Source organism: Acinetobacter sp. V116_7 (assembly GCF_056735735.1).
Map to the genome: position 1 here is coordinate 294,687 of NZ_JBWZIF010000028.1, position 26,358 is coordinate 321,044.

21 protein-coding genes are annotated in these 26,358 nt (G+C 38.4%); 10 read left to right on the forward strand and 11 right to left on the reverse strand.

Annotated features, from left to right (window positions below; genetic code table 11):
• Positions 1–39: 39 nt before the first annotated feature.
• Positions 40–2,652 (reverse strand): TonB-dependent receptor, encoded by a 2,613-nt coding sequence (locus AC1PJP_RS15390; protein WP_479767562.1) that lies wholly within the window; start codon positions 2,650–2,652, stop codon positions 40–42.
• A 285-nt stretch (positions 2,653–2,937) separates the two neighbouring features.
• On the opposite strand from AC1PJP_RS15390, the gene AC1PJP_RS15395 reads away from it, so the two are divergent.
• Positions 2,938–4,521, forward strand: coding sequence for an ABC transporter substrate-binding protein (locus AC1PJP_RS15395; protein ID WP_049064044.1), 1,584 nt, complete (start codon positions 2,938–2,940; stop codon positions 4,519–4,521).
• A gap of 63 nt (positions 4,522–4,584) precedes the next feature.
• Here the strand turns inward: AC1PJP_RS15395 and AC1PJP_RS15400 are convergent, their stop codons facing one another.
• The 4 genes from AC1PJP_RS15400 to AC1PJP_RS15415 all read right to left on the reverse strand — a co-directional run bounded on the left by AC1PJP_RS15400 (position 4,585) and on the right by AC1PJP_RS15415 (position 7,899).
• On the reverse strand, positions 4,585–4,989 hold the full coding sequence (locus AC1PJP_RS15400; protein WP_001018517.1) for an ExbD/TolR family protein: 405 nt from the start codon (positions 4,987–4,989) through the stop codon (positions 4,585–4,587).
• On the reverse strand, positions 4,989–5,723 hold the full coding sequence (locus tag AC1PJP_RS15405; RefSeq protein WP_005305309.1) for a MotA/TolQ/ExbB proton channel family protein: 735 nt from the start codon (positions 5,721–5,723) through the stop codon (positions 4,989–4,991). Before AC1PJP_RS15405 ends, AC1PJP_RS15400 begins: the two co-directional genes overlap by 1 nt.
• A gap of 24 nt (positions 5,724–5,747) precedes the next feature.
• Positions 5,748–6,575 carry an energy transducer TonB gene (locus tag AC1PJP_RS15410; protein WP_479767565.1) on the reverse strand — a complete coding sequence of 276 codons (828 nt, stop codon included), beginning with the start codon at positions 6,573–6,575 and terminating at the stop codon, positions 5,748–5,750.
• Positions 6,576–6,765: 190 nt separating this feature from the next.
• A complete protein-coding gene (locus AC1PJP_RS15415) occupies positions 6,766–7,899 on the reverse strand; it encodes an LLM class flavin-dependent oxidoreductase (protein ID WP_479767567.1) in 1,134 nt (377 codons plus the stop codon).
• 314 nt (positions 7,900–8,213) lie between these two features.
• Between AC1PJP_RS15415 and AC1PJP_RS15420 the strand changes: the two genes are divergently transcribed.
• The 7 genes from AC1PJP_RS15420 (at position 8,214) to tatC (ending at position 13,192) form a co-directional block, all read left to right on the forward strand.
• Entirely contained in the window at positions 8,214–9,287 is a 1,074-nt protein-coding gene (locus AC1PJP_RS15420) for an ABC transporter substrate-binding protein (RefSeq protein WP_336029356.1), read from the forward strand.
• Between the two features lie 3 nt (positions 9,288–9,290).
• Positions 9,291–10,130 (forward strand): ABC transporter permease, encoded by an 840-nt coding sequence (locus tag AC1PJP_RS15425; protein WP_479767569.1) that lies wholly within the window; start codon positions 9,291–9,293, stop codon positions 10,128–10,130.
• The gene (locus tag AC1PJP_RS15430; RefSeq protein WP_479767571.1) at positions 10,130–10,918 is read left to right on the forward strand and encodes an ABC transporter permease; all 789 of its coding nucleotides are present in this window, start codon (positions 10,130–10,132) and stop codon (positions 10,916–10,918) included. Before AC1PJP_RS15425 ends, AC1PJP_RS15430 begins: the two co-directional genes overlap by 1 nt.
• A gap of 33 nt (positions 10,919–10,951) precedes the next feature.
• On the forward strand, positions 10,952–11,707 hold the full coding sequence (locus AC1PJP_RS15435; protein WP_479767573.1) for an ABC transporter ATP-binding protein: 756 nt from the start codon (positions 10,952–10,954) through the stop codon (positions 11,705–11,707).
• Between the two features lie 96 nt (positions 11,708–11,803).
• Positions 11,804–12,019 (forward strand): Sec-independent protein translocase subunit TatA, encoded by a 216-nt coding sequence (locus AC1PJP_RS15440; protein WP_005040670.1) that lies wholly within the window; start codon positions 11,804–11,806, stop codon positions 12,017–12,019.
• Positions 12,020–12,032: 13 nt separating this feature from the next.
• Complete coding sequence (gene tatB, locus AC1PJP_RS15445) at positions 12,033–12,449, forward strand: Sec-independent protein translocase protein TatB (protein ID WP_479767575.1); 417 nt, start codon at positions 12,033–12,035, stop codon at positions 12,447–12,449.
• On the forward strand, positions 12,446–13,192 hold the full coding sequence (gene tatC / locus AC1PJP_RS15450; RefSeq protein ID WP_045432324.1) for a twin-arginine translocase subunit TatC: 747 nt from the start codon (positions 12,446–12,448) through the stop codon (positions 13,190–13,192). The genes tatB and tatC overlap by 4 nt, the downstream gene beginning before the upstream one ends.
• A gap of 29 nt (positions 13,193–13,221) precedes the next feature.
• On the opposite strand, the gene AC1PJP_RS15455 is transcribed toward tatC, so the two are convergent.
• Positions 13,222–14,298: a sigma-54 interaction domain-containing protein gene (locus tag AC1PJP_RS15455; protein WP_017390729.1), complete on the reverse strand. Its 1,077-nt coding sequence runs from the start codon at positions 14,296–14,298 to the stop codon at positions 13,222–13,224.
• 315 nt (positions 14,299–14,613) lie between these two features.
• On the opposite strand from AC1PJP_RS15455, the gene AC1PJP_RS15460 reads away from it, so the two are divergent.
• Positions 14,614–15,702 (forward strand): LLM class flavin-dependent oxidoreductase, encoded by a 1,089-nt coding sequence (locus AC1PJP_RS15460; protein WP_479767578.1) that lies wholly within the window; start codon positions 14,614–14,616, stop codon positions 15,700–15,702.
• A 95-nt stretch (positions 15,703–15,797) separates the two neighbouring features.
• On the opposite strand, the gene AC1PJP_RS15465 is transcribed toward AC1PJP_RS15460, so the two are convergent.
• The 4 genes from AC1PJP_RS15465 to AC1PJP_RS15480 form a co-directional block, all read right to left on the reverse strand.
• Positions 15,798–17,060 carry a lipase family protein gene (locus AC1PJP_RS15465; protein ID WP_227556141.1) on the reverse strand — a complete coding sequence of 421 codons (1,263 nt, stop codon included), beginning with the start codon at positions 17,058–17,060 and terminating at the stop codon, positions 15,798–15,800.
• Positions 17,061–17,097: 37 nt separating this feature from the next.
• Complete coding sequence (locus tag AC1PJP_RS15470; protein ID WP_479767580.1) at positions 17,098–19,590, reverse strand: TonB-dependent receptor plug domain-containing protein; 2,493 nt, start codon at positions 19,588–19,590, stop codon at positions 17,098–17,100.
• A gap of 165 nt (positions 19,591–19,755) precedes the next feature.
• Positions 19,756–21,588, reverse strand: coding sequence for an ABC transporter ATP-binding protein (locus AC1PJP_RS15475; protein ID WP_479767581.1), 1,833 nt, complete (start codon positions 21,586–21,588; stop codon positions 19,756–19,758).
• On the reverse strand, positions 21,585–23,396 hold the full coding sequence (locus AC1PJP_RS15480) for an ABC transporter ATP-binding protein (RefSeq protein ID WP_479767583.1): 1,812 nt from the start codon (positions 23,394–23,396) through the stop codon (positions 21,585–21,587). Before AC1PJP_RS15480 ends, AC1PJP_RS15475 begins: the two co-directional genes overlap by 4 nt.
• A gap of 283 nt (positions 23,397–23,679) precedes the next feature.
• Here AC1PJP_RS15480 and AC1PJP_RS15485 point away from each other — a divergent pair, with 283 nt between their 5' ends.
• Positions 23,680–24,732: an ABC transporter substrate-binding protein gene (locus AC1PJP_RS15485; RefSeq protein WP_479767585.1), complete on the forward strand. Its 1,053-nt coding sequence runs from the start codon at positions 23,680–23,682 to the stop codon at positions 24,730–24,732.
• Between the two features lie 338 nt (positions 24,733–25,070).
• Here the strand turns inward: AC1PJP_RS15485 and AC1PJP_RS15490 are convergent, their stop codons facing one another.
• Complete coding sequence (locus AC1PJP_RS15490) at positions 25,071–26,339, reverse strand: acyl-CoA dehydrogenase family protein (RefSeq protein WP_479767586.1); 1,269 nt, start codon at positions 26,337–26,339, stop codon at positions 25,071–25,073.
• Positions 26,340–26,358: the final 19 nt, after the last annotated feature.

Below are 26,358 nucleotides of genomic sequence, written 5' to 3' on the forward strand. Positions count from 1 at the left end.
GTATGGCTTTTTAAGATTCTTTGAAATGATTGATTGGGTTTAAAATTTATAACTAAATTGGCCTTGTACAGTCAGAGGACGCATTGGTTGTAAAAACTCGCTATTCGACCCTGCCAAACCATTCACAAAATTTCGTTCATTGGTTAGGTTAAGAATGTTAAGACCCACCGTCCACTGTGGCTGGCGATAATAAAGACCTAAGTCCAGATTATAGTTATTCGGTACTTTCACGGTTTGACTTAAGTTTGTGTACCAGTAGCTTGTCCACCATCCTGAAAGGTTGACCCCAAAACCAGACTGATGTTGGTAATCTACATAAGCACTTGCAGAGTACTTAGGAATTCCTGCTGCATCATAACGTCCAGCTTTACGTTGATTTAAAGCATTATTGTCTCCCCAAACCGTAGCATTGTCGGCATGAAAGCCAAATGGTGAAAAACCAGCAGGTACAATAGAGCTGTATTCAGCATCTAAATAAGTGAAATTGCCCCCAATCGCTATATTTTTTTGAAGTTGCCATCTTAATGATGACTCAATACCTTTTATTTCAAAGCGAGCCATATTGCCGTTGGTATCTGGCGATAAATCTCGTTTTTGTTCAAATCCACTTAGGGTTAAAAATAACTGGTCAGTAATAGGTTCATATTTAAATCCTACTTCTTTTAGCTCACTTCCACTGTCAAAAGCTAAAGGATTGAGTTGATTTCCTGCGCCCCAAATTAAGAAAGGCCCAAATACTCCCGTATTTAATGCAGTGCTTTTGTCATAGGTAAAATAAAGTGTGCTTTTCGCAGTAGGCTTAATAAACGTACTCAGTTGATAGCTCAATAGACTATATTTATCACTAGATGAACGGACATCTGTTGGGGTTAAAACAAGTGGGTTTTCAAGTTTTGCTCTTACAGAACTATGGTTAATGCCTAAATTAATACCGAATACATCGTTAAAGGTAAAGTTTTGTTGAGTGAACACACTTAACGTATCCCAGAAACCTGAACCCGTATAGACAGCGCCTCCTCCATTCGGTGGAAAGCCACCTTTTTCTGCATATAAACCGTTTCCAATTGGGTACATGCGCGGTAAATTTAAATAACCAAAATATTGAGAATATTGAGGCACTCCGGCTTGTCCAATCCAACCTCCTGTTGAACCGCTATTATTAATCAACCCCAGTAAATCACCAGGGTTCTTCTGTGATGGATCATTGGTTAAATCATAAGGATTAATATTAAAACTATTATTTGCAGCTAAAGACGTAAACTTCTCATGACGATATGTTCCCCCTGTACTGCTTTTATTATTAATTTTTACGCCACCTATTTCAAAATCATAGTCACCTAAAAATTCTAGTCGGTTATCAATTAACTCATGATCTAAATCTGTAAAAAAGCTTCCAACAGAGTCGCCTAAATCTTTGTTATTTTGATAGAGCGTACTGTTTGCAATAGACCAATGGTCATTTAAATCTTTAATGACTTTTAATTGAGTGCTAAATCGCTTGGCACTATTTTTATCTTCACTACGTCCTGAAACATTATCATCTAGCTTGACCAATTCATTACCAGGGATTGATGGATCATAGACCCAACCTTTAATGGTTCCTGCTTGATCAGCAGTTGAGTTCGGTAACGGCGTGGTCTGAACTCCACCAACAGCAACATATTGGTTTTTATCGTTCTTCTGACGAGTTTGCCAACCAATGACTTTAGAATTTGCCGCACCAGATTCAAATACAGGAGACCAAAAAGTCGATCCGTTTTGAATAATAGGCGTAGCTCTACCTTTGTAATAAAGGCCATTATCAACAGATTGCTGTGACGCTCTATTCCAGCCATGTGTCACATTAAAATCATAATAATCATCGTAACTGACATTCCAATCTACCCTTAAACGATCATTTGGACGCCAAGCAAGTGCTCCATAAAATGCATTAAAGTTATTTTTCACATTGTCATAATAGTCATCTGTCTTTTGTGCTGTTGCACTCACGCGAAATGCTAATTCTTTTGAAATCGGGGCTGTATGATCAATACTGACAGAGAAATTAGGCTCTGCACCTTTACCTGAGTAAATGGAACCTACAGTGCCAGAGATATTGGTTTCAGCTTTATTAAAATTAGGCTTTTTGGTCAGGTAGTTAATATATCCGCCAGAACCTGAAGTCGGTGCAAAAATTACACCTGTTGGCCCTGCCACAATATCGGCTGCTTCATAAGCATTGAGATTGGTCGGATGGCGGGTACTATAAATGCGTTGACTATCTTGAAAAACTTCTGAGTTCTGTCCGCGAATTTGTGGAGCAAAGTTAGCATTTTGTCCCCCGCCTCGCGTAATACTCGGTGCATATTTGACGAGATCATCCGCACTGCGAATAACATCTTCTCTAAATTGTTGTTCTGATACTTGGGATACTACACGCGGGGTATCCAATACAGAGCTATCCGTTCCATAAATTGAGGTAACTTTGCGTTTAGGAACTACGGTAGTTTTCTTAGTTGCTCCAGTAACGACTACATCTGACAAAGTAACTACATCGCTTTCAGAATCACCTGCTTGTCGTGGCGTTTCTTCGGCAAAAACATATAACGGTAAAGTTGCCCCTAATACGCTAAGCGCAATAACTAAAGGTTTTAATTGAAAAGGCTGTCTCATATCACACTCAGTAAAGTAAATTTACAATGCGTTACGCAAAGCCTATGCCAACCATTGAATCACCAAATAATTTGCTCTAACCATTTGATTTATTTGTTTTTAATTTCTCATTGTTTACTTATCAGTTCTATTCATGTTTATTTTTTCAACAAAGCTGTTGAAATAGAGACACTCACCAAAAACAATAATTATATAAGTATTTGATAAATATATTAAAATTATATAAAAATATTGGCATTTATTCTGCAATACCTTAGAGGATGAAGGTCTAATCAGGTATTTATAATGACAAATCAAACATTTCAGTTATCACGTCGAAAATTTTTAACACAAAGTCTCACGGCGCTAGGTGGCGTCTCTTTGTTGGGCAGTTTATCAGGTTGTGGCCCCTCTCCAGATAATAGTAACGAATCAAAAACTACCTCTTCAGCAACGCCAAAGCATGGAGGTGTTATACGCTTGGGTCTAATTGGAGGACAACAATCAGGCAGTCTAGATCCTCATCTGTCAGCATCGGGAAGTGGTATTACACGAGGTTTCGCTATTTATAATAAGTTATGGGAATGGGATGAAAATATGCTTCCCCGACTTGCTTTAGCGGAGTTTGCAGAACCTAATCACAATGCAAGCGAATGGACCATCCGTTTACGCAAAGGCTTAGAATTTCATCACGGTAAAACCATTACTGCTGATGATGTGATCTTTTCAGTGAAACGCCTAACAGACCCTAAACTCGCTTCACCATTTCGTAATCTGGTGCAGTGGATTGACCGAGATCGTATTCAAAAACTAGATGAATATACTGTTCGTATTCCTTTTATTAGTACGATTCCCGGTTTTGTTGCACTGCCTGAAACTTGGGTAAACTTTGGAGGAATTGTACCGACTGACTTCGACCCTATTCATAATCCAGTCGGAGCTGGTCCATATAAAGTCAAAGAGTTTATTCCGGGGCAGCGTTCTGTTTTTACCCGTTTTAATAACTACTTTAAAGCAGACAAACCTTATGCAGATAGTTTTGAAGTGATTGATTTTAAAGATCAGGTCTCTCGATTAAATGCTTTATTGGCTGGACAAATTGATGTAGCAAATGCGATTTCGCCCGAATATATTAAAATTTTGGAGCAAGCAAAACACATTCAAACCATACGCTCTGCGACCAATACGCATAATAGTTTTGACTTTAATACTCAACAAGCGCCGTTTAATGACCCTAGAGTGCGTCAGGCATTTCGTTTGATTGCAAACCGAGAGGAGTTGGTACAGCGAGGCTTAAATGGACAAGGTCGAATCGCCAACGATCTTTATTCGCCGCAAGACCCTGCTTTTCTCAATTTGCCGCAGCGCCAACAAAATATTGCCGAGGCAAAAAATCTATTAGCCCAAGCAGGTTTTAAAGATGGTTTGAGTGTAGAGCTTGTTACCCCAGTAAGTAGCGCTCAACCTGCATTAATTTTTGCCGAGCAAGCGAAACAAGCCAATGTGAATATTCGAGTTAAACAAGTGGATTTTGCAACATTTAATGGCCCTGACCGCAGTAAGTGGCAGCTATCGAGTAATGCGACCAATGTCGGCACGCCCTATTTATCGACTGCCGTTGTTAACGATGCCCCAATTTCCACGACTAATCGTGTGAATTTTAAAGACCCTGAATATAGTGAATTATTTTTTAAAGCCCTGGCAGAGCCTGATTTAGCCAAACGCAAAATCCATTTAGCGCAAGCACAAAAAATTCAACATGAACGTGGTGGAATGCTCATTTGGGGGTTTAGCCATACGATTGATGCAGCAGCTAAAAATATTGGTGGTTTAGCTCCTGAACATACGATTTTTCCGACATGGCGCTTTGAAAAACTCTGGAAAGCTTAATACTCATCTGTACTCACAATATAAAAAAAGCTGCCGGAGCAGCTTTTTTTTATGGAGGCCTAATTATTTAGGCACTGTAATCACAGAGAGTTTATCTACACCTACACGTTCAATACTTGCCAATAATTTTGCAACTGTTCCATACGGTACAGTCTCATCAGCATTTAAATTTAATGCTAATTTAGGGTTACTGCTTTTGCGTGACTTTATTTCTTGTTCAAAGTTCGCAAGTGTCACCTTATCTTTATCAAGGAATATTTCACCTTGTGGATTTACACTAATCACTACAGCTTTGTTTTGGTCTGTCGATTGAGTTGGAGCCGCTTTTGGTAAGTTTACTTTCACCGTATTTGTTAACAAAGGAGCTGTCACAATGAATACGATGAGTAAGACCAACATGACATCGACTAACGGCGTAATATTAATTTCACTGACGACATCGTCTTCTTGAGAGGTAGAAATTGCCATTATGCAAACACTCCTTTCTCTTTCACTTCTTTAGCAGAATTATCTTTAAGCGCCGTATTACCAGTCGTACCCTTTTTTGCAGTTGGTAGTTGGAATCCTGCTTTTTGATTCAGGCTCACGAAGTCCGTTGCAAAATCATCAAGATCTGCGCCAATTGTTTTTACTTTACGCACAAAGTAGTTATAGGCAAGCACCGCAGGTACAGCAACTGCAATACCAATACCCGTTGCAACCAGCGCTTCTCCAATTGGTCCAGCCACGACATCCATGCTTGCATTACCTGAATGAGCAATCGCTTGTAACGCATGGATAATCCCAAATACTGTACCGAACAGACCAATGAATGGGGCGTTATTTCCAATAGAAGCCAGTAAAGCCGAACCTTTTTCTAATTGGCGGCGCTCAGTTAGAACTTGTTTACTTAAATGGCGCTCTAATAAGTCCTGACGACTCCAACTATTTTGTAAGTCTTGATGCGTCTTTTCATCTGCTTCAATTAAAGTCTGAAAACCTGTGTTAGCCACTCGTGCTGCTGGACCTTCACCGAGTTCAGACTTAGTTACTGCATCTGATAAGTTTTTTGCTTTCCAAAACTCTTCTACAAAAAGCTTACTTTGTTTTGTCGCTCGCTGCGTCTGGATGACTTTAACTACAATCAACACCCAAGTCACAATTGAGAAAGCAACTAGTAACCAGATCGTGCCGTCATGGATCAATGAATTAATATCTGACATGAAAATATCCTCTTAATTTAAATTTTATTTCGGTAATTGATAATGAATTGGAACATCGACCCAGCCTTCTACAGGGGTTTTCCCTTTTAGCGCAGGTGAAAATTTCCATTGCTTTACTGTTCTTACGGCAGCACTGTCTAGAAGTTTTTTGCCACTACTTTGCTTGACACTGACTGTATCTGGGCTGCCATTTACTAATACTTTGACCCGTAAAATGACTGAGCCTTCCCAACCACGTTCTAAAGCTTGTTCAGGATATTCAGGTGCAGGGTTACTGAGATATCCGGCATAACCTTTGGCTTCAGTCACAGGTAAATTGTCATCTGACGCTTTTACAGGCTCAGCCACTTTTTTAACCGGTTCTGTGACTACTTCTTTTGTGACCACAGGTTCTGCAACTTTTTGTGGAGTTGGTTCAGCCACCGCTTTTGCAACTGGCTTAGGTTGCTCCACACTTTTTTGGACAGGTTTGGGTTGTTCAACTTGTTTAGGAATTGGCTTGGGTTTTTCCACCACAGGTGGAACTTTTGGTTTTTCAGTAATGGGTGGAATTTTGGGTTCAATCACTTTAGGTGGTTCAACCGGTTTTACGATTTCAATCACCACAGGTTCTGGTTTATGAATATCTAAAGCTGGTGTCGGCAATTGTTTTGCGACATACCAAATTCCAAGATGTGCTGAAGCAACAGCAATAATTGCGATTAAGACTTTATTCAACTTCACTGAAGCAGGTTGAATAACATCTTGATCATGCCGTGCAAACGGATCTGCAATTTCAGTTGTGGCTGCAACTGTCGCAAATTGCTCAAAGAGCAAAGCCCGCTTATGGGGATTAAAGATTTGATCACGCATAAAAATTTAAACTAAAAATAAAAGATTAAGTCGTAAATTGCACAAGCCATGCCAAAACTATAAGTTATTATTTTTTATTAATTTAATTTGTATTTTTTAAATAATTGATACAAAAGATGTTGGTTTTCAGACAGTGTTATGCTGTTCAAACAACAAGATCCCTTTGATATCGCAAAGGGATCTAAGTTTATTATTTTAATTTATATCCTACTAAGGGTAAGACTTCTTCAGCCACTCGATATGCTTCTTCTAAATGCGGGTTACTTGCTAAAATAAAATGTCCCACCCCAATATCAATATATTCTTGCAAACGTTCTGCGACTTGCTCATAACTCCCCACTAAAATACAGTTTGGGCCACCTCGTACATTTGACATTCCCGCCCACACATTCGGACTCATAAATAGGTCTTCAAAACGGTTGCCTTGTGCTAAGGCTTGCTGGCGCTTTGCTCCTACAGATTCAGTGTCTTTTCGTTCAAAAGCATTGCTATCGACAGTAATGGTTTCATACATTTGTTTAAGCTCTTGGAAGGCTTGTTCTTGGGTTGGTCGCGCTAAAATATCAATACGCATGCCAAATTTAACTTTTCTTTCTGGCGAATTCTGCTCAAAGAAATTTTGAGCCTGCTCGATCACTTTCTTCTGTTGGTCTACAGGTTCGCCCCAAGTTAAATGGATATCTGCGTGACGTCCTGCGACTTGTAAAGCTGCATTGCTTGCACCTGCTAACCATAAGCGTGGAACGTCATATTGATTCATTGGGTATTTCAGGCCACCTTGTTCAACATGGAAAAACTTTCCATCGTAATTGAAAGGTACATGGTGCGAATAACCTTTCACAAATTCTAAAAATTCATTGGTCCGTGCATAACGTTGATCATGTTCAATAAAGTCCCCATATGCGCGTTGCTGTGCACCGCCTCCCCCTGAAATCACATTCCACTCTACTCGTCCCTGACTTAAACGCTGCAAACTTGCAGCCATTTGACTTGCATAAGCAGGATGAATAAACCAAGGCTGAATTGCGATGAGCAAACGAAGTCTTTTAGTTTCTCTTGCCAGTGCAGACGCTAACACCCATGGTTCTTCAGTATGTGGAAAAGCTGGAATGAGTGCACCATGAAAACCAACAATATCGGCTGCTTTCGCCACTTGCTCGACATAGTCATAGTAAGCAAATAACTGATCTTCATGTTGCGGTGCAACACGTTGTGGAGATTGGACTGTTGGAGTTAATTGATTCCATTCACCGCGTGTGTGTAATTGATGTGCTCGACGACCATCCCCATGAACAGGGATTCTCCATAAAAACTCAACTGACATAATGAATCTCGATAATTTAAAGATTTGACGATATTTAATTCGTTAAAAGTCTTATGAGCAGAAATCATGCCGATATTTTTTTAAATTAATTTTTAGCTATACTACTGTTTTATATGAATATTAAAAAATCGAGTTTAAAGGCTGTGTTGATATTTCAACAGTTAAACGCTAAAGAGTGTCCCAATCACAACACAACGGCGGCATTTAACCTCAATAATAATTCTAAAAAATTATAATTAATTGATTTGTTTAATATAATTTTATTGGCTTGGTTCTTGCTCAATACTCATATATTTTTTAATTCTTATGATGATATGCGTATTTTTCCACGTCTAGTTTTAGGTTTTAGTTTTTTGGGTCTTGTTGCTTGTGGTGCACAAAAAACAGAAGAGAACACCCCAAAACAGTCTGAACAGCAACAACTCCGAATTGCTGTCGTTGCCAATGGCACTTCAGGTAGCTTAGATTTCATTGGTGTGCCACAACTTATTTCACAAGATCAAATTTTTCTAAAAGCATTAAAGCAAAATAATATTGAATTAAAGTGGGAACCAGTGACGACTGCTGCTGTAGCGACTCTGGTCAATGAAAGTTTTATAAATAATAAAATTGATTTTGCTTTTTATGGAAACCTTCCCGCTGTAGTGCTCAATGCAACAGGCGTTAAAACGCAAATTGTTGTACCTGGAGGTATCGGTAATAACGTCTACCTTATTGTTCCAGAAAATTCACCTATTAAATCTATTGAGGAATTAAAAGGTAAAAAAATTGCATTACATCGTGGCCGTCCGTGGGAAATTAACTTTGGACAACTCATACAAAGTAAAGGATTAAGCTTAAAAGACTTTCAAATTGTGAATTTAAACCCGCAAGCTGGGGCCGCTGCTTTATCTGCTAAAAGTGTAGATGCCTTTTTTACCTTAAGCGATGCGCTTACTTTGCAAGATCGCCATCTGGGTAAAATCATTTGGTCGTCACAATCTTTGCCAGCGGACTGGAAAATGCGTGCCGAACTCTGGGGTAGCAAAAGCTACATTGACCAACATCCAGATACCACACAATTACTTGCTGATGCGACAGTACGTGCAATGGACTGGATTGCCCACCATCAAGATGAGTTTCAGCAAAGTCAAACTAAGTTTGGTCAACCGCTTAGTGTGATTCAACGTGAAAGCCAGAACACGGCAAGCACATGGCAACAAGACTGGTCACCTAACTATCAAGTCGATTTTCTTAAACAGCATTATTCAAAAGTCATTAATCACGCAGTGAAAAATCAGCTTATTCAAACCCCAATCAAAGCAGATGAACTGTTGAATCCGAAGTTTACCCGTCAAGCGATTCAAAATTTACAGGCGAATCATGCCTCAAATAAGCAGGGAAACTAGACAATGAAAATACTAGTAAAGCCACTTATTGAGCAAAATAACGTTTTATTTAAAACCCCACTCCGTAAGAAATTTTCTTCTAAAAAGGTGTATGGGCTGCTCTCTGTGATTTCACCCTTATTAGTATTACTCATTTGGCATTTGATTAGTTCTTTACAGATTTTTCCAACCCAAATTTTGGTGCCGCCTAAAACTGTCTGGAATACTTTCATTGCGTTGTTACAAAGCGGTGAGCTTCAAATGCATCTCAAAGATAGTCTTTCACGTTTGTTTTTGGGGTTTTCTATTGCAGCAATCAGTGCAATTGCTTTTGGTATTGCCTATGGAGCAAACACAACGTTCCGTAATTACACCTATATTTTATTCAACGTTCTTTATCAAATTCCAATCTTTGTCCTTATTCCTATTTTTATTTTAGTTTTTGGGATTGGTGAATTATTTAAAATTTTACTGATTATAAAGGCCTGTTTTTTTCCAATAGCGTTAGCAACGGCCGATGCAGTCAAAAATATTCCCAAAAAATATATTGAACTAGGACAAATCTACCAGCTTAAAACACGTGCTTGGCTCAGGCTTATTGTTCTTCCATCCATACTCCCGCCGTTAATTGGTGGGCTACGAATTGCACTTGGTCGTGCATGGTTGATTTTAGTTGCCGTTGAACTACTTGCAGCTGGAACGGGTATTGGGCAAATGATGGAACTAGGACGTCAAATGTTGCGCTTAGATGTTGTGATGGTTGGTGTGTTTATCACAGGCGTGGTCGGGTTTTGTTTAGATAAAGTTTTACGTTTAGTGGAACAACGCTTTATCTCACCTGCACTCAGTTCGAGGGGTAAATAATGTCTCAGCGTTCATTTACTTTAAAACAGACATGGCAACGGCCAATTATTTTAGTACAAGGCTTGGTACTGCCATTATTGTTATTAGGTTTATGGCAATACAACTCAAGCTTAGGTGAAAGCCATGCCTATGCATTTGTTCCCTTACAAAACATTTATTCCGCATTTATTAAATTGCTTGAAACAGGTGAATTGTGGCTAAACACGTGGGGAAGTCTTAAAAAAGCTGGAATAGGTTTCATCTTAGGTTCGATAAGCGGATTAATTTTAGGTAATTTGCTTGCCTATTCTAAGGTCTTAAATGCTCTCGTTTCGCCACTATTTAATAGTATTCGACAAGTACCGTTACTGGGCTTAACACCCTTAATTGCCTTATGGTTTGGTAATGGAGAAGAAGCAAAAATCTTTATTATCGCGCTTGCCTCGTTTTTTCCATTAGTGATTAATACATTTCAGGGACTTAGCCACAATGATGCAAAATATGATGAGATCGCACGTATTTATCAATTTTCATTCTGGCGCAAATTTAAAAAAATACGTCTCCCGCAAGCCCTACCCCATATTTTAACTGGTTTAAATTTAGCCGTGCCATTTACTTGGATCACCACGACAGCAAGTGAGTTGCTATTCAATGCCGGTGCCGGACTCGGCAACTTAATGATGAAAGCCGAGATTAATGCCGAAATGGATATTTTGTTGGTTTGCGCGATCACGGTGACCCTGTGTGGAGCTTTCATGACTGCAAGTATTCATCTTACTTCAAAGCGCTTACTGCAATGGCGTGCCTAATCTTTAATTTAAAAAATAACATCGGGAATTAATATGTCTTTCTCTCTACTTTCAATTAAAAAACTCAATAAATCTTTTCAGCGTGATCAAAATACTTTGACCGTTTTAGATGGTATTAATCTCAACATTGAGCAAGGCGAATTTATCTCGATTGTTGGTAGTAGTGGCTGTGGAAAATCAACACTACTACGCCTCATTGCTGGATTAGATCAAGACTATGACGGTGAAATTTTACTGAATCAAATTCAGATAAAAGGTACAGATTTAAAACGAGGCCTTATCTTTCAAGAACACCGATTACTTCCATGGCTTACTGTTTTTGAAAATATCCATTTAGCACTTGAAGAGACTCCACTCACCCGTGAAGAGAGAAATTTACGGGTAAATGAACATATAGAAATTGTCGGGCTGAAGGGTTTTGAAAAGGCGTATCCACATGAGCTTTCGGGTGGCATGGCACAACGTGTTGCAATTGCCCGTGGACTCGTCAATAAACCCGATATTTTACTTTTGGATGAGCCTTTTGGTGCTTTAGATGCCATCACACGGAGTCACTTACAAGCTGAACTTCAGCGTATCTGGCAACACGAAAAAATCACCATGATTTTAGTGACTCATGACATTGAAGAGGCTGTCTATCTCGGAGACCGTGTCATTGTGATGTCAGCCCGACCAGGAAAAATTAAAGAAATTATTCAAGTTCCGTTGACACATCCTCGACATAAAGAAAGTGAACTTTTATTTGGTTTCCGTAATCAGGCACTTAATATGCTAGATCACACAGCATAATTAATTTGAATATTGATCGATATTAATATTATTTAGAAAATAGATAATATCGTGATATTAATATTCTTTACATTTAATTAATATAGGATAGAGAAAATGGGTTTATCTATTTGGCATATTTTGCTGTTTGCAGTGATTGTTATTTTATTATTTGGAACTTCAAAGTTAAAAAATCTAGGTAAGGACTTAGGTGGTGCAATTAAAGACTTTAAAGATTCAGTTAATTCTGATGATCAGAAATTATTGCAAAACCAGCAATACAAAGATATTAGTCCAGTTGAATCACATAATGAAAAACAAAATAAAATATGAGTGATTTATTATTATGTTTAATATCAGTTTTGGAGAGTTATTAGCTTTTGCAATTATTGCGCTTATTATTTTAGGACCTGAAAAACTTCCTCACACGTTAAGATCAGTCCTCCTAAAATACAGAGCAGTTAAAAACCAAATTAGTAAAATTCAAAATGATATTGAAAACGAACTTGACCTGATCGAACTTAAGAGAGTCATGCAAGAAGAGCTGCAAAAAATAAAACAAAATGAAGAGCAGCTCAAACAACAACTCGCTCTCATGCAACAAGAAATTGAAAATGTACAAATATCTGTTTCTATTGAACAAAAAACCAAAGCACGGCGCATCAATGACTATATCTATACCCGTTCACAAGATGAGTTAAAGACACCATTTTTAGCTCATTTTAAAACAGCCAATAAATTCAGTGAGGATCAAGCCGCATGACGGAACATATTGTCAGTGAAAGCCTCACTGAAATGAAATATAGCGAACATTTAAAAGAATTAAGAAAACGGCTGATCTATAGCATTGGTGCAGTTTTAGCGATTTTTTTACTGTTATTACCGCTTGCTCAGAAGAACTACCATTTTCTTGCTCACCCTTTAATTTCATTGCTTCCTAGCAACTCCACCATGATTGCAACAGATGTGATGAGTACATTTTTAGCACCTTTTAAGCTCAATATTTATTTTGCGATTTTATTAAGTATTCCCTTTATTCTTTATCAATTTTGGCAATTTGTTGCTCCAGCTCTTTATCAAAAAGAAAAAAGGTTCGGTATAGCACTTGTACTTTCAAGTAACCTTCTATTTTATTTAGGAATTGTGTTTGCCTATACTTTAATTTTGCCTCTCGCTTTAAAGTTTTTCGTCTTGGCATCACCTGATAATGTGTTACCCATGACGGATATCAATAGCTATCTGGATTTTTGTTTAAAGCTTTTTCTGGCTTTTGGTCTAGCATTTCAAATTCCAGTTTTAACTTATATTCTTATTTTCATTGGTCTTATTTCTATTCAACAGCTAGAAGCACATCGCAAACACATCATTGTATTCTTCTTTTTTATTGCAATGTTTATTACCCCTCCTGATGTTTTTAGCATGCTTGCTCTTGCAGTCCCTATGTGGCTGTTATTTGAATTGGGTTTATGGGTCACAAAATTCACAACGCAAAAAAACATCCATTAAAAAATGGATGTTTTTACTATGTAAAACCCTTAAGCGATTTCATTTTCATTCTTATTAGGCAGTAAGTTATATCTTGATAAAAGATTACGCAAAACATTACGAGATAGACCTAACATTTTTGCAGTCTTGACCTGATTATTCCAGCAACTTGAAAATGCAGTATTTACAATTTTATCTTCAATAATATGCCATGCTTCCCCATCATACTCCTGAAACAGACGCTTTAAGATATTCTCAAACTCTTGAATAAGATCATTATCGGGTAACACGGCGGAACCCGTTTCCTCAGAAAATCTTAAGTGCTCAAGATCAATTGTTTTACCGCCACTCACCAGCAAAGCATAGTGAATATTGTTTTCTAGCTCACGAATGTTGCCTGGCCAGCTATAATTCAGCAGCGCATTTCTTGCTCTATCACTAATATTGGGTTTAGTGGTAATGAGCTTCTGAGAGTATGAACTTAAGAAGAAATCAACCAAAGGTAAAATATCTCCTTTACGTTCACGCAGTGGCAAAATATTAAGCACAACCACGTTCAAACGATAATATAAATCTAAACGAAACTTGTTTTCTGCTACAGCTTTACGTAAATCGACATGTGTTCCCGACAAAATACGGACATTAATTGGGATCGGTTTTCGACCACCCACACGTACCACTTCTTTTTCTTGCAATACCCTTAACAGCTTAACTTGTAAAGATAGTGGTAACTCACCCACTTCATCTAAAAATAAAGTGCCACCATCCGCCGTTTCAAAAATACCAGCTCGTGTTTTATTTGCACCCGTAAAAGCCCCAGCTTCATAGCCAAACAGTTCAGACTCAGCAAGTGTCTCGACTAAAGCACCACAATTGACTGCAAGAAAAGGCTTATTTTTACGATCACTTTTCAAATGAATTTCACGTGCAATTAACTCTTTACCTGTTCCAGATTCACCTTGAATGATGACGCTGGCAGAGCTTGGAGCAATCGTTTCCACTTGATTTAATAATTTACGGGAGTTTTGATCTGAAAAGATAATCGCTTTTGCTCTTATTGGTTTTACAGGAACACCATTATCAGGCAAAGTAATTACTTTATAATCATTATCTAAAAAGGTCTTCATAATTGCCCCATAAAACTTATGATATAAGCATTCTAAAAGGCTATATTACATTTCAGGGTGTTTTTTAATAAATAATAAATAAAGATATTTAATCCAAAATTCACCTATTTTATTCTAAGAATATTTTCTCTTATAAATTAAAAATCAACACAATTCTTTTTTTATGATATGTTGCTTCTCAAACACAATGTTATCTTTTTGATTAAATCCAAACACTCAAATAATTATAAGCCACTTCTATATTTGATTTATATAGGCTTAAAGCTTGGCATTTATTTTGCTCATTCATTTAAAATCCACAAAATAGGTTTAATAATGAGCATCGAATTTGTAGGTATGGTTTTCCCTAACCAATGGTCTGAAACCAAAGGAACGCGAATTGGTCATAAAATTGACCTCGAATATCTACGTTACCATGCACGGGCACATGAATATGCGGGTTTTGATAAAGTCTTAATTGCTAGCGGGCCAAGCAGTCCAGATAGCGCGCAAATCGCAGCTTATCTGGCACAGCATACTGAGCAACTCGGGTTTATGATTGCCCATCGTCCTGCACTCCTCACTCCAAATCTTGCTGCGCGTTCTTTTGCTACGCTTGACCATACTACAGGTGGTGGAAGAATTCGGTTACATGCAATTACGGGAATTACAGCGGAGCCTCAAGAGGGCGATTATATTGTTGATAAAGTTCAGCGCTATGAACGGACGGGTGAATATCTAGATATCATCCAGAAACTTTGGAAAAGCGATCAACCGATTAGCTATGAAGGTAAATACTTTAAGTTAGATAATGCTTTTTGCCCGTTAAAGCCAGTCAACGGTACAATCCCGATTTCATTCGGTGGCTCATCTGATATTGCTTATGATATTGCAGTCCGGCATGCAGACCTGTATTCACTATGGGGTGAGCCACTGGCTGGAGTAAAAGAACAAATTACTAAATTGAAGCTCGCAGCAGAAAAAGCCAATAAACCGCAGCCTCCTGTTAGTCTATCTGTACGTCTTATTATTGGTGCAACCGAAGAACTTGCTTGGCAACGAGCAGAACAGATTCTTGCAGACATTCAAAATAATCCTACTTTTCAAAATAACGGCACATTATCGGGACATAAAATCAAAGGCATTGGTTCACAGCGCTTATTAGCAGCAGCCCAGCAAGGTGATCGACATGACCGAGCATTATGGATGCCAACCGCAACTGCTGTCGGGGCTTATGGCGATACGACTGCCCTAGTTGGTACGCCAGACACCATTATTGCGGCATTACTCGACTATGTAGATTTAGGGGTTACGACTTTTTTAAATCGTGGCTACGATCCTATTTATGATACGGTCGATTATGGTCGTTATATTATCCCCGCTGTACGTGAAGAGGCAGCCAAAAGATTAAAACAAATCGCTTAAACATTTGAAGTAAAAAGCCGCTCATTCAATATGTTTGAAGAGCGGCTTTTTTTTAATAAAGATTTTCTTCAGTGAGAAAATCTTTATTCCAACTTTTATTGCAAATCAGGTTTACAAATAGCCTGAATTTTCTCTCCCGCAATCACCTTTTTAGCAAACGGAACTGAATCTTTTAATGAGGCATTCACAGTTTCGCTATGTCCTAAGCCATGATACAAATGACCTTCGACCACTGTACCTGCTTTACAAGCATCTGCTACCAGCTTCATTTGAGAACGAGCATCTGGTGTTCGGTCATTTGCCCCTGTTCCAATAAATAATGGATGACTGATTTTTAATGTAGGATAATAACCATAATTATTTGACTGTTTCTCTTGGAGCTTTTTATAGCTTGCAGGTGGATTAGGTTTATATGCTTGTGCTGGCGAAAGCCCTGCGGTCTGAATATCCCCCATAAAACTTGTTAAGCAAGCATTTCTTGCTTGTTCAACTAAAGAAGCAGCTTCAGGCGTGAAAATATCTTCTGTTTTAATTTCTGGATATAAACTTTGTGTCACTAAGAAACTATAGATGCCATAAGCCAGTGATGGGCTGACTTCGTAAGGATTTAACTTCAACTGATTTTTTTCAGGCGTCGCTTCAGGATCTTGATAAATCACGCCTGTACCAATTGAACCTTTAATATTTAAGTCAGGTGCGTAGGTTGCCGAATAGGAAGAAGCCGCAACAGCCCCAGCGCCTCCTTGAGATTGACCAACAATCACAAACTTATTAGCAAGTGGTAACTTGGTTTTGAGAGCAGCTCTACCACTATCTAAAATACTATAAGCCAGCATTGGGTTATTAATTAACAAATGCGGTCCTGCAACACCTAAACCTTCGTAATCTGTTGCAACGACAGCAAATCCTTCTTTAAGCCAACGATTTAGATATTGTACATCTCGGTATGATCGTCCACTCCAAGACGGCGCACAAGCATCGGCCAAACCTACAGTACCATGTGCCCATAACACCACTGGCCAACCTTCTTTAGGTGGTGTTCCTTTTGGTAAGTGAATACTGCCTGAAACCACAATAGGTGTTTTGCTATCTTTACCACTGGTAGAACTGTAGAGAATCCGGATAGCCTGACTGTCATTTGCCAAACGAATATAAGGATTATGAATAGCTTCTGTTTTTAATAGTTTTCCTGCTTGTTCAGGAATAGCCGATTTCCATGTATAAAACTCGGAAACTCGGCCATCTCCATATTTATCTTCAGGAGCTGGAGCTTGTTGAGCATTTGCCAAACAACTCGAAGTTAACACCGTTGTGATTAAAGAAAACTTGCATAACGTTGATAAAAAAGTATGTTGCATTGTCATTTACCTTAAAATTTGTTTCATCATTTTTGATTTAAAATTCGTAACTTACGCGGCCATATAAATATGTTCCAAATGCTCCTTCCGGCGCATTAAAACTATATTTGACTATGTTGCCGACCGAAGAATCTTTCGCTTGATCAGGATGGCTATTAAATAAATTGATCGCGCCTAAATTGAATTTCAGACCTTTCACAAATGCATCCGCTTTGTAGCCAATATCCAAATCTGCAATCCACTGAGGGTCAAAAGTTTGGTCTAGTGCAGTATTGGTGTTATTTAAATTGGTCCATTTATCATAGCGGCGGATTGCTGTATTCACGCTCCATGCTTGATTTGACCAAAGTGCGCCAAGTGTTAGCTTTGTCTTTGGTGCAGCAGACTCAATGAGGCTTTGTGTATTTCGTCCTGCAATGCTTGAAACAGGAATTCGCTCACCTTTTGCGGTAATAGAATCTCTAGTTTCAGTAATTTCATTTTTGTTATATGCCAGACCTAGGTTCAGATTTAACTTGCCATATTGTTCAAGATTTAAATCATGTTTAAGCGCGAGCTCTACGCCTTGGGTACGTGTATCTAGTAAATTATTAAAGAACGCCACATTGGCAATGTTTGAATACGCTGTATTGGCAAAAGCATTGGTAATTACGCTTCCAGTAATATTGTCTGAAAGCAAAATACGATTTTTAATATCAATTTGATAAAGGTCTAAAGTTGCCGATGTATTAACAAGAGGCTTCCAAACAAAACCTAAAGAATAATTCGTCGATTTCTCAGGTTTAAGAGAAGTTCCACCAATGAGTAAAGCCGCCTCACTTCCTGCAACTAAAGTTCTTTGTTGAACATCTTGCCAACCTGAAGGGGTCTGCACTGTTTGTACGCTATAAGCCGAATAGCCCTGCTGTGCCAATGATGGCGCTCTATAGCCTGTATTTACTGAACCACGGACCGTAAATTTAGGTGATACATCATATTTAGCAAATAATTTTCCGTTTGTGGTCGAACCAAAGTCTGAATATTTTTCACTTCGAACAGCGGCACCAACATTCAAGTTTTTAATAATATCTGCTTCTAAATCTAGATAGATACCGTAAACATCGCGGCTAATTTTTCGTTCATCTTGGTCTGTAATTCCGGCATATATCCCCGGAACACCCACACCTAAAGTTGTGCTTGGATTGAAATATGGGCCGCGCGTATAGGCAATTGGATCACCTGCATTTTGCTTATATTGCTCCCAACGATATAAAACCCCTGTAGATAACGTGAGTGGGCTTGCTAACCAGTCAATTGCAATATCACGGCTATAGTCTAGCCCTGTATTTAATTGCGCAAAGATATTTTCACCCAAGTCATAGTTTGAAGGAGAATTTGAGCCGTAACTTGGGTTAATACCGTTACCTTGTTCGGTACTCACTTTATTTTGCCCATAGGTCGCATAAAGATCATATTTACCTGACGCTTGCTCTCCCTTTTTAACTCCAACTGTGGTTGCAAAATCATCTACAGTGACTAAGCTTAATGGTGAGCGTCCATCTGGATAACGTTCTTTAAAATAGCTGGATTGATTCAGTACTGTTTTGGTTGTTGGCGGCTCATAAAAGTTTTCCCCTATCGTTTTACGGTGTCCATAGCTACTAAAACCATAAAGTGCAACGTCATCCGTCAAAGGTAAATCTAAATTCGCCGTTACATTGATTTGATCTTTTTGTTCTGGTGAGCCAAATTTCCATGTTCTATAGGGTGTATTTTGTTCTGTATATTGAGCCTTGGTTGAACCATCATAAAAAGTTCGCGTATCAGGTGCCGTGTTACTTGCAGCTTCACGTTTGCCTAAATCTAATGCAACCGTCAAAGCACCATCATTAGGGAGTGCAAAACCTTTCCAAACATTAACTTTATGTTGTTCACCATCTCCTTGAGTATAGCCACCTGTTTGATAGCTCACTCCACCGCCCTGATCTCGTGATTTCAAAATGATATTAACGACACCAGCGATTGCATCTGATCCATATTGTGCCGCAGCACCATCCCGCAAGATTTCTATACGCTCAATCGCGCTCACTGGAATTAAACTTAGGTCAGTTACCGCTGCGCCTCTTCCACCTGCATAGGCTTGGCGGGTGAAATATGCTGATGTATGACGACGTTTTCCATTAATTAAAATTAGAGTTTGATCCGCAGATAATCCTCTAAGTGCAATACTTGGCGGAACCGATGCTCCAAACCCACCCGCAGGAGAACTGGGTAAAGTCACCGAAGGAGACAACCGTGTTAATGCTGCTGCCAAATCAGTTGCCCCAGTCTCTTGTAACTCTTTGGCAGTTAAAATATCAACGGGTGCAGGTGCATCGAGCGAACTACTAATGGCTCGTCTAGAGCCGGTGACAACGACAGATTGTAATGTGATGACATCCTCTTTCTCTGACAAATTCTTTTGGTCGTTTGCCATAGCAATTGAAGCAGTAAGTGCACTCAGTGCAAAAAGTGAGGACTGAATAATAAATGGAGAAAAATATGTACGCATATGAGCTTCCTTAACGATCTAGACCGATATAGCAAAGCCAATGCCAATAATTAAATTATTTATTATCAATAATTTAGTTAATTAAAATAAAAGAATCATTGTTTAAATTTAAACAATGATTCAAAAAAATGTTTATAAAACTACAGTTTTCAATTTCGAAGATGTTTAGACCAGTTGATTTTGAAGATACGACTGATATAACTGAAAATATGCGGCCTGTTGCTGTATTAACTGTTCATGTGAACCTTGCTCTACAACATGACCGTTTTCGATCACGACAATTTTGTCAGCCTCACGAATGGTACTCAGCCGATGTGCAATCACAATACATGTTCTATTTTGGCATAAGCGTCTGAGTGCATATTGTATTTTTTGCTCGGTATAAATATCGATTGCTGAAGTAGCTTCATCTAAGATTAATATTTTAGGATTTGCTAAATATGCACGAACCAAACAAACCAGCTGTCTTTGCCCATGACTGAGGTTTTTACCGAGGGTTCCTACTTCAGTGAAATACCCTTGTGGAAGTTGTTGCAAAATTTCATTTGCCCCCAAGTCTTCAATTGCCGCGATAAGCACCTGATCTGAAGCATTAGGTTGAACTAAACGTAAGTTATCTAAAATCGTTCCACTAAATAAAACATTATCTTGTAAAACAATACTCACGTGTTGTCTTAAGCTAGTCAGACGAATATTTTGGATGGGGTAACGATCTAGAAAAATTCCGCCCTGTTGAGGTTCATAAAACCGCGTTAACAACTGAACAATCGTACTTTTGCCATGTCCTGTTGGCCCTACAATCGCAATTATTTTTCCAGCTTCAATCTCCAAATTAAAATTTTGTAAAACCGGCTTATGGGTATAAGCAAAATGTATCCCTTGAAATCGAATATGACCATTCAACTGCTCAAGCTTCACAGCATTCGGTTGTTCTTGAATGCTAGATTGCGTATCTAAAAGTAAAAATATACGTTGAGCACATGCGGCCCCATTTGCATAACGTTCAAATAAATCAGTAAGTTCCTGTAAGGGAGCTAAGAATAAAAACACATAGAAAATACTTTCGGCGAACTGACCAATACTAATCATTCCACCACTATAGGCATAACTACCAATCACAATAAATCCGGCAGTGGCTACAGTCGAAAGTAGTCCTGTAAAGGGTGCAAACCAACTGGTCCGCTTGCTGCCATAAATAATAGAGTTATTAAAATCTTTTAATAAATCCTGATAACGGGATTGATTGGTTTCAGTGTAATTTAACTGCTGAATGATTTTTGCTCCATTTACTGTTTCAACCAAATGAGCAGTAAATCGACTGCGTTCCTCCGCAACTCGTCCCCAATGTTTTTGTGATGACTTTTTAAAAATAGCGGTCATACCAAATAAAATGGGTAGCGTCGCAAATAAGCACCAGAAAAATGGTGGATAGATATGCCAAAGCAGTACTGAAGCTAATCCACAACGCAAAATTGCCGAAAGTAACTCTGGTGGTCCTTGTATTAAAACAGGCTCTAGTGTTTCGACATCACGATCAGCCCGTGAAATAATCCTGCCAGCCTTGGTACGATCAAAATAACCAATATTTAAACTTTGGATATGCTGAAATAACGACCGCCTTAAACCATTAATCACTTTCAAAGCTGCTCGGCCTGAAAGATATTTTGATACGCCAGCTAAAGCAAAACGACAAATCCAACTTAAGGTTAAAATGCTAATCGAAATGAATAAAACAGGCTGATTCAATACCATTTTTCCAGCAATGTGTTGAAAGCCCGAATCTAAAATATATTTCACCACCCAAGGCCGAACAAAAACGCTCATCACTTGTAAAATTTCTACTGCAATTAAAGCAAGCAGCAAGTAACGGATGGGATAAATTAAAGGAATAAGTTTTTTTAGCATTCCTCTATGAATTGAGGCATTTGCCAAATTTTCTTCAATTTGTAGATCAGCTGATTTTGTAAATGGGCGGAAATTTTTAACACTGGTATTCATGCATCAATCTCCTGCTGCTCTAACTGAAAACCCATCAACTCTCGATAAAACAAACAATCTTGAACCAATTCAGCATGTGTGCCTTGGGCAATAATATGACCCTGATCAAGCACAATAACGCGATCAGATAAAGCAATCGTGGTTTGTTTATTAGAGTTAATAATGATTGTTTTCTTAAAATGGTTTCCATCATCAGAAAGTCCTGATAGACGCTGTAAAACTTGTTTTTCTGTAGTCGCATCTAAGGCACTTGTAGAATCATCTAACGCTAAAATTGGCGATTTTTTTAAAATAGAACGGGCCAAGGCAAGTCGTTGTTTTTGTCCTCCAGACAAAGTAACGCCCTTGTCTCCAATCAATGTGTCTAAGCCATGATCAAGTCTTTGTAATAGTTCAGATGCAGAAGCTAAATGTAAAGCCTCTTTCATCTCTTGCTCCGTTGCATCTTGCTTAGCAACTCTTAAGTTATCTGCCAATGTGCCACTAAAAAAGAAATTTTCTTGAGGAATGATCTGAACCAAATGTCGTAATTCAAATAGGCTCAAATCTTTAACATTCGTCCATCCCATTTGCTCAGAACCAATCAAAACTTGCCCTTCCGTTGGGTCAATAAACCGGTTGAGTAAATTCATCAAAGTTGTTTTACCTGAGCCTGTCTTACCGACAACAGTAACGATTTCACTTGCTCGAAATTCAACACTGCATTGCTTTAAAATAAAATTTTTTGTTGTTTTATCCTGAAAGCTGACATTTTCTAATTTAATGCTTAACTCATCACGCCATTGCAATGTTAGAGGATATTGTTGATCTTCAATTGCAGACTTCTCATCTAGCATTTGCCAGATTCTTGTTGCAGACGAACGCGCATCAGCAAAAATATGTAAGACCTGACCAATGCTTTCAATACGAAACACCAATAAATTTGCCATGAGAATGGCAGCAACAAATTGCCCTACTTGCAACTGATTTTGACCAATTAAATAAGCACCAAAAGCAATGACCCATAAGTAAGAACCCGCAATAATTACTTGCGGAATAGGCAACCTTTTCGCACTTGTTTTGATGGTCTGAATAGAATGATGAATAAATAGATCTACAGCATGGTTAAAACGTTGTAAAAGTTTCTCTTCGAGTTGAAATGCTTTGACTACCCGAATTCCATTCACGCTCTCTGCCAAGGTATCGCTGACTTTTTCATATGCAGATGCAACTTGATGGTCCAGAACCACCAATTGATTGGTCAGTTTAAATAGAACCAAAAGCCCTAAAAAAATAAATAATAAAGGAACTAGGCCGAGCCAAGGATGATACCAACACAAGAGCCCAACGGTTACCGTAACAACTAAGCTTGACTCAAACACTTGTCGCCAAAAATTGATGAGTGCTTCTTTTAATTTATCTGAATCACGTGTTGTACGAGATAATACTTCTCCTAAGCCATGTTTCCAGTGCCATGAAACATCTAAATGCTGTACTTGACTAAAGATTCTTTCTCTTAAAATACTGAGTAGTTGCTGGCCAATGGTTAAAGCGCTTAACCCTGCCAAATACTGAATAACAGCTCTAATACTGGCAATACTCGCAAGTAAAATGAACCAAAACCAAGGATTTAAAGGATCAGTGATAGTATGCTGAAATAAGGTTTCTCGTTCACTATGTTTTAAGGTATCAATCGCATGTCCGATTGAATACTGTTGAAGTGCTAACCCTATATTCGCAATAACAAATAAGGTTGCCGTCAATAAGAAACGAAATGGCATAAAACGATATAAAGCCAAACTTCGTAGTAATGGATAATTTTTAAACATAAAAGATAGTAAAAATTTAAGATTCCGTTTTATTGCGAGATTCATGCCAAATTAATGGTCTTAAAAAATATTTTAAATCATTGTTTTATATTGTTTTTGTATAGTGCTATGTATGGGGGTGTTGTTTTTAAAACACCAGCGCAATTCTTGTGTTGTAATCGCAACAAAATTTGATATATCAACATCACAAAAAAAGATATTAAAAATAATTAATAAATATCAACAAATTAATGAATGGCATCAATTTTGCTTTAAAGCATGAAAACCACAAAAGGATGTCATGATGACAACACTTCAAACTCAACCATTAAACACACTTTGGTATACACGCTGCCCCGTACCAACTGGTCTAGGCATTTCAATTCAAAAAGGTTGGCTCAAAGAAAAGTTTAATGAACAACAGATTGAAATAAAATCAATTCGAGAATCAAACTCCAAAGATATTCGTAACTCTCATTTTAACCACACCCTTGCCAACTCAGTTCGACACGGCGGTAGTATTCCAGCTATCTGGGCATATTCATCTGGTCAAAAAACGAAAGTAATTGGCTTATCTTGGGCGGATGAAGTTCAACTATTGTTAACGCGCTACGATTCAAACATCAAAACTGTTGCAGACTTAAAAGGCAAACGTTTTGGTATTCCACTGAATCAAGATGCAATTATTGATTTCTCACGTGCACAGGCGATTCGTGGTTTAGAAAATGCCTTAAAAACCGTAAATTTGAATGTAAGCGATCTTGAGTTGGTTGATTGTTTACGAGCAGATATTTTAACCGCACAGCAACAGCAGCCTGAAGAAAATGATTCTAGTTTTTATGGTAATCGCAACAAAATTAATGCAAGTGCGGAGATCGTGGCATTAATTAAAGGTGATGTCGATGCTATTTTTCTAAAAGGTGCACACGCTGCGCAAATTGCTCATGATTTCGCCCTGCATACCATTATTGATATTGGCTCACATCCAGACCCTATTCTACGCTCTAATAATGGGACACCAAGAACACTAACTGTCGATGAAGATTTTCTAACACAACATCCAGAGCAAGCCCAATTGATTGTCGATGCTGTTTTACAAGCAGAACAATGGGCCCATGCACATGCCGATGAAACCCATCGTTATTTGGCAAAAGAATGTAATAGTAGTGAGCAATGGGTTCATGCGGCATACGGTGCAGATGCACATCTGAAACTGAACACTAACTTTGATGAGACTTCTATTGTTGCTTTACAAGACTTGAGTGACTTTCTCTATCGCTGGAACTTTATTCCTGCACAGATTAATGTTCGTGAATGGCTGGCGCAGGATATTTCTATTCAAGCTCAAGTGGCTTAACAGTACAAAAGCAAAAAAGGTTGTCTTGATGACAACCTTTTTTATTTTTAGCATCCAAATTCAAGTAACCGTAAACTATCGTAGTAGTTAGCATCGGTAATGTTAATCTCTTTAATAACAATTATTTTAACGGAGTCTTATCGAGTTTCATCCAATTTTAGGATTAGCTTTCAGCTGGAGTTACTTTGGTTTCGCCCAAAGTAACCAAAAGCATTGTCATCTGCAAAACCTGTTCTTTTCTTGGATTTCTTAAAACCTCTCGTAGAAACAGTCTCTTGTTTAAACCATGCAGGTTGCAGATGACGTTTCCGAGTATCATATTTACTTTCGAACTCGGGTTATTTACTAAATTTAGTCACATTTTCCGCCTGCTTCTTCAGAAGCACTGAGTTGTATTCTCCTGGTGGAATATTATTTAAATAATAATTTCCCACATGATAGAGCCTCCAGCGAATTGGATCATGCGTGGTGTGAGTTCGTGCATTTCGCCAGAAGCGGTCTAGATTCCATTTCGATAAAGTTGAACTTGCCCCGAGTAATCCAAAAATTTCACTCGAAATTTTTAAAGATGCGTGATCAGACTGACTTCTTGTAGCAGCAACCGATAAAATCAGTTCAGTTTGTAAGTCTTCATCTTCTACATTTGCCAAATGCTGTTCAAAAATCTGTGCTGAACGATCTAACAATGCCTCAGCCGAACGGACCAAAACAGCAAACTCACCAATCTGTTTAATAATATGAGATTCATGTGTAGGTGAATCAACACCACTTTCCACCCAAGGACGAGCATGATGTTGTAAATAATCAATCCCGCCTTGTAATGCCCCTTTGGCAATTCCTGTGTCCATTGCAGCGTGTAGAATTTGAGGCCAAGTCAGTCCCGTACGTAGAACCGTACCTAAACCGCCAGTATTCCGCTTAGCAACATAACGTTCATCAACAATCACATCTTTAAAATTAACAGTGCCACTGACGCTATTATTTTGTCCGATTGCATCCCAGTCATCGAGCAACTCTACTCCCTGTGTATCTCGATGAATTAAAATTGAAACTGGTCCATCATCACTACCTGCAAATAAAGAAATCCATTCTGCAAGTAAAGAGCCCGTAGAGTAAAACTTACTGCCATTTAAAATTAATTGTCCTTCTGCATTTCGTTCTACACGTGTTTTATGCTGAAATTTATCTTTGCCACCCACTTCTGCAAGTGCATTGCCCAAACGTTTTCCACTTAATACATCGGCAAGTAATTGATCACGAATTTCATCGTCATAGCCAGTTAAAATTCCTCGGAACATAGTGAAGTGAATTTGTAATAACTGCCCTACACCACCATCGGCAGATGAAATAATTTTCACCACATTCACCAATGTTGAAATACTCGCACCTAAGCCTCCAAATTGCTTGGGCACAATAATCGCGGTTAAACCAGCTTCTGAAATTAAACGCGCCTGATCATAGGGTACTGTCTTGTTATAACTTGGATCTCGAGCAAATTGATTCAGTTGATCTGCCACCTCTTTTGCAATCTCAAGTGCTTCTTGCTCGCTTTGAATATGTCTTACGCTACCTAATTCTAAAAAACTGTGTTGGTTAATATCGTTCATTTTTAACTCCGAAAAATCT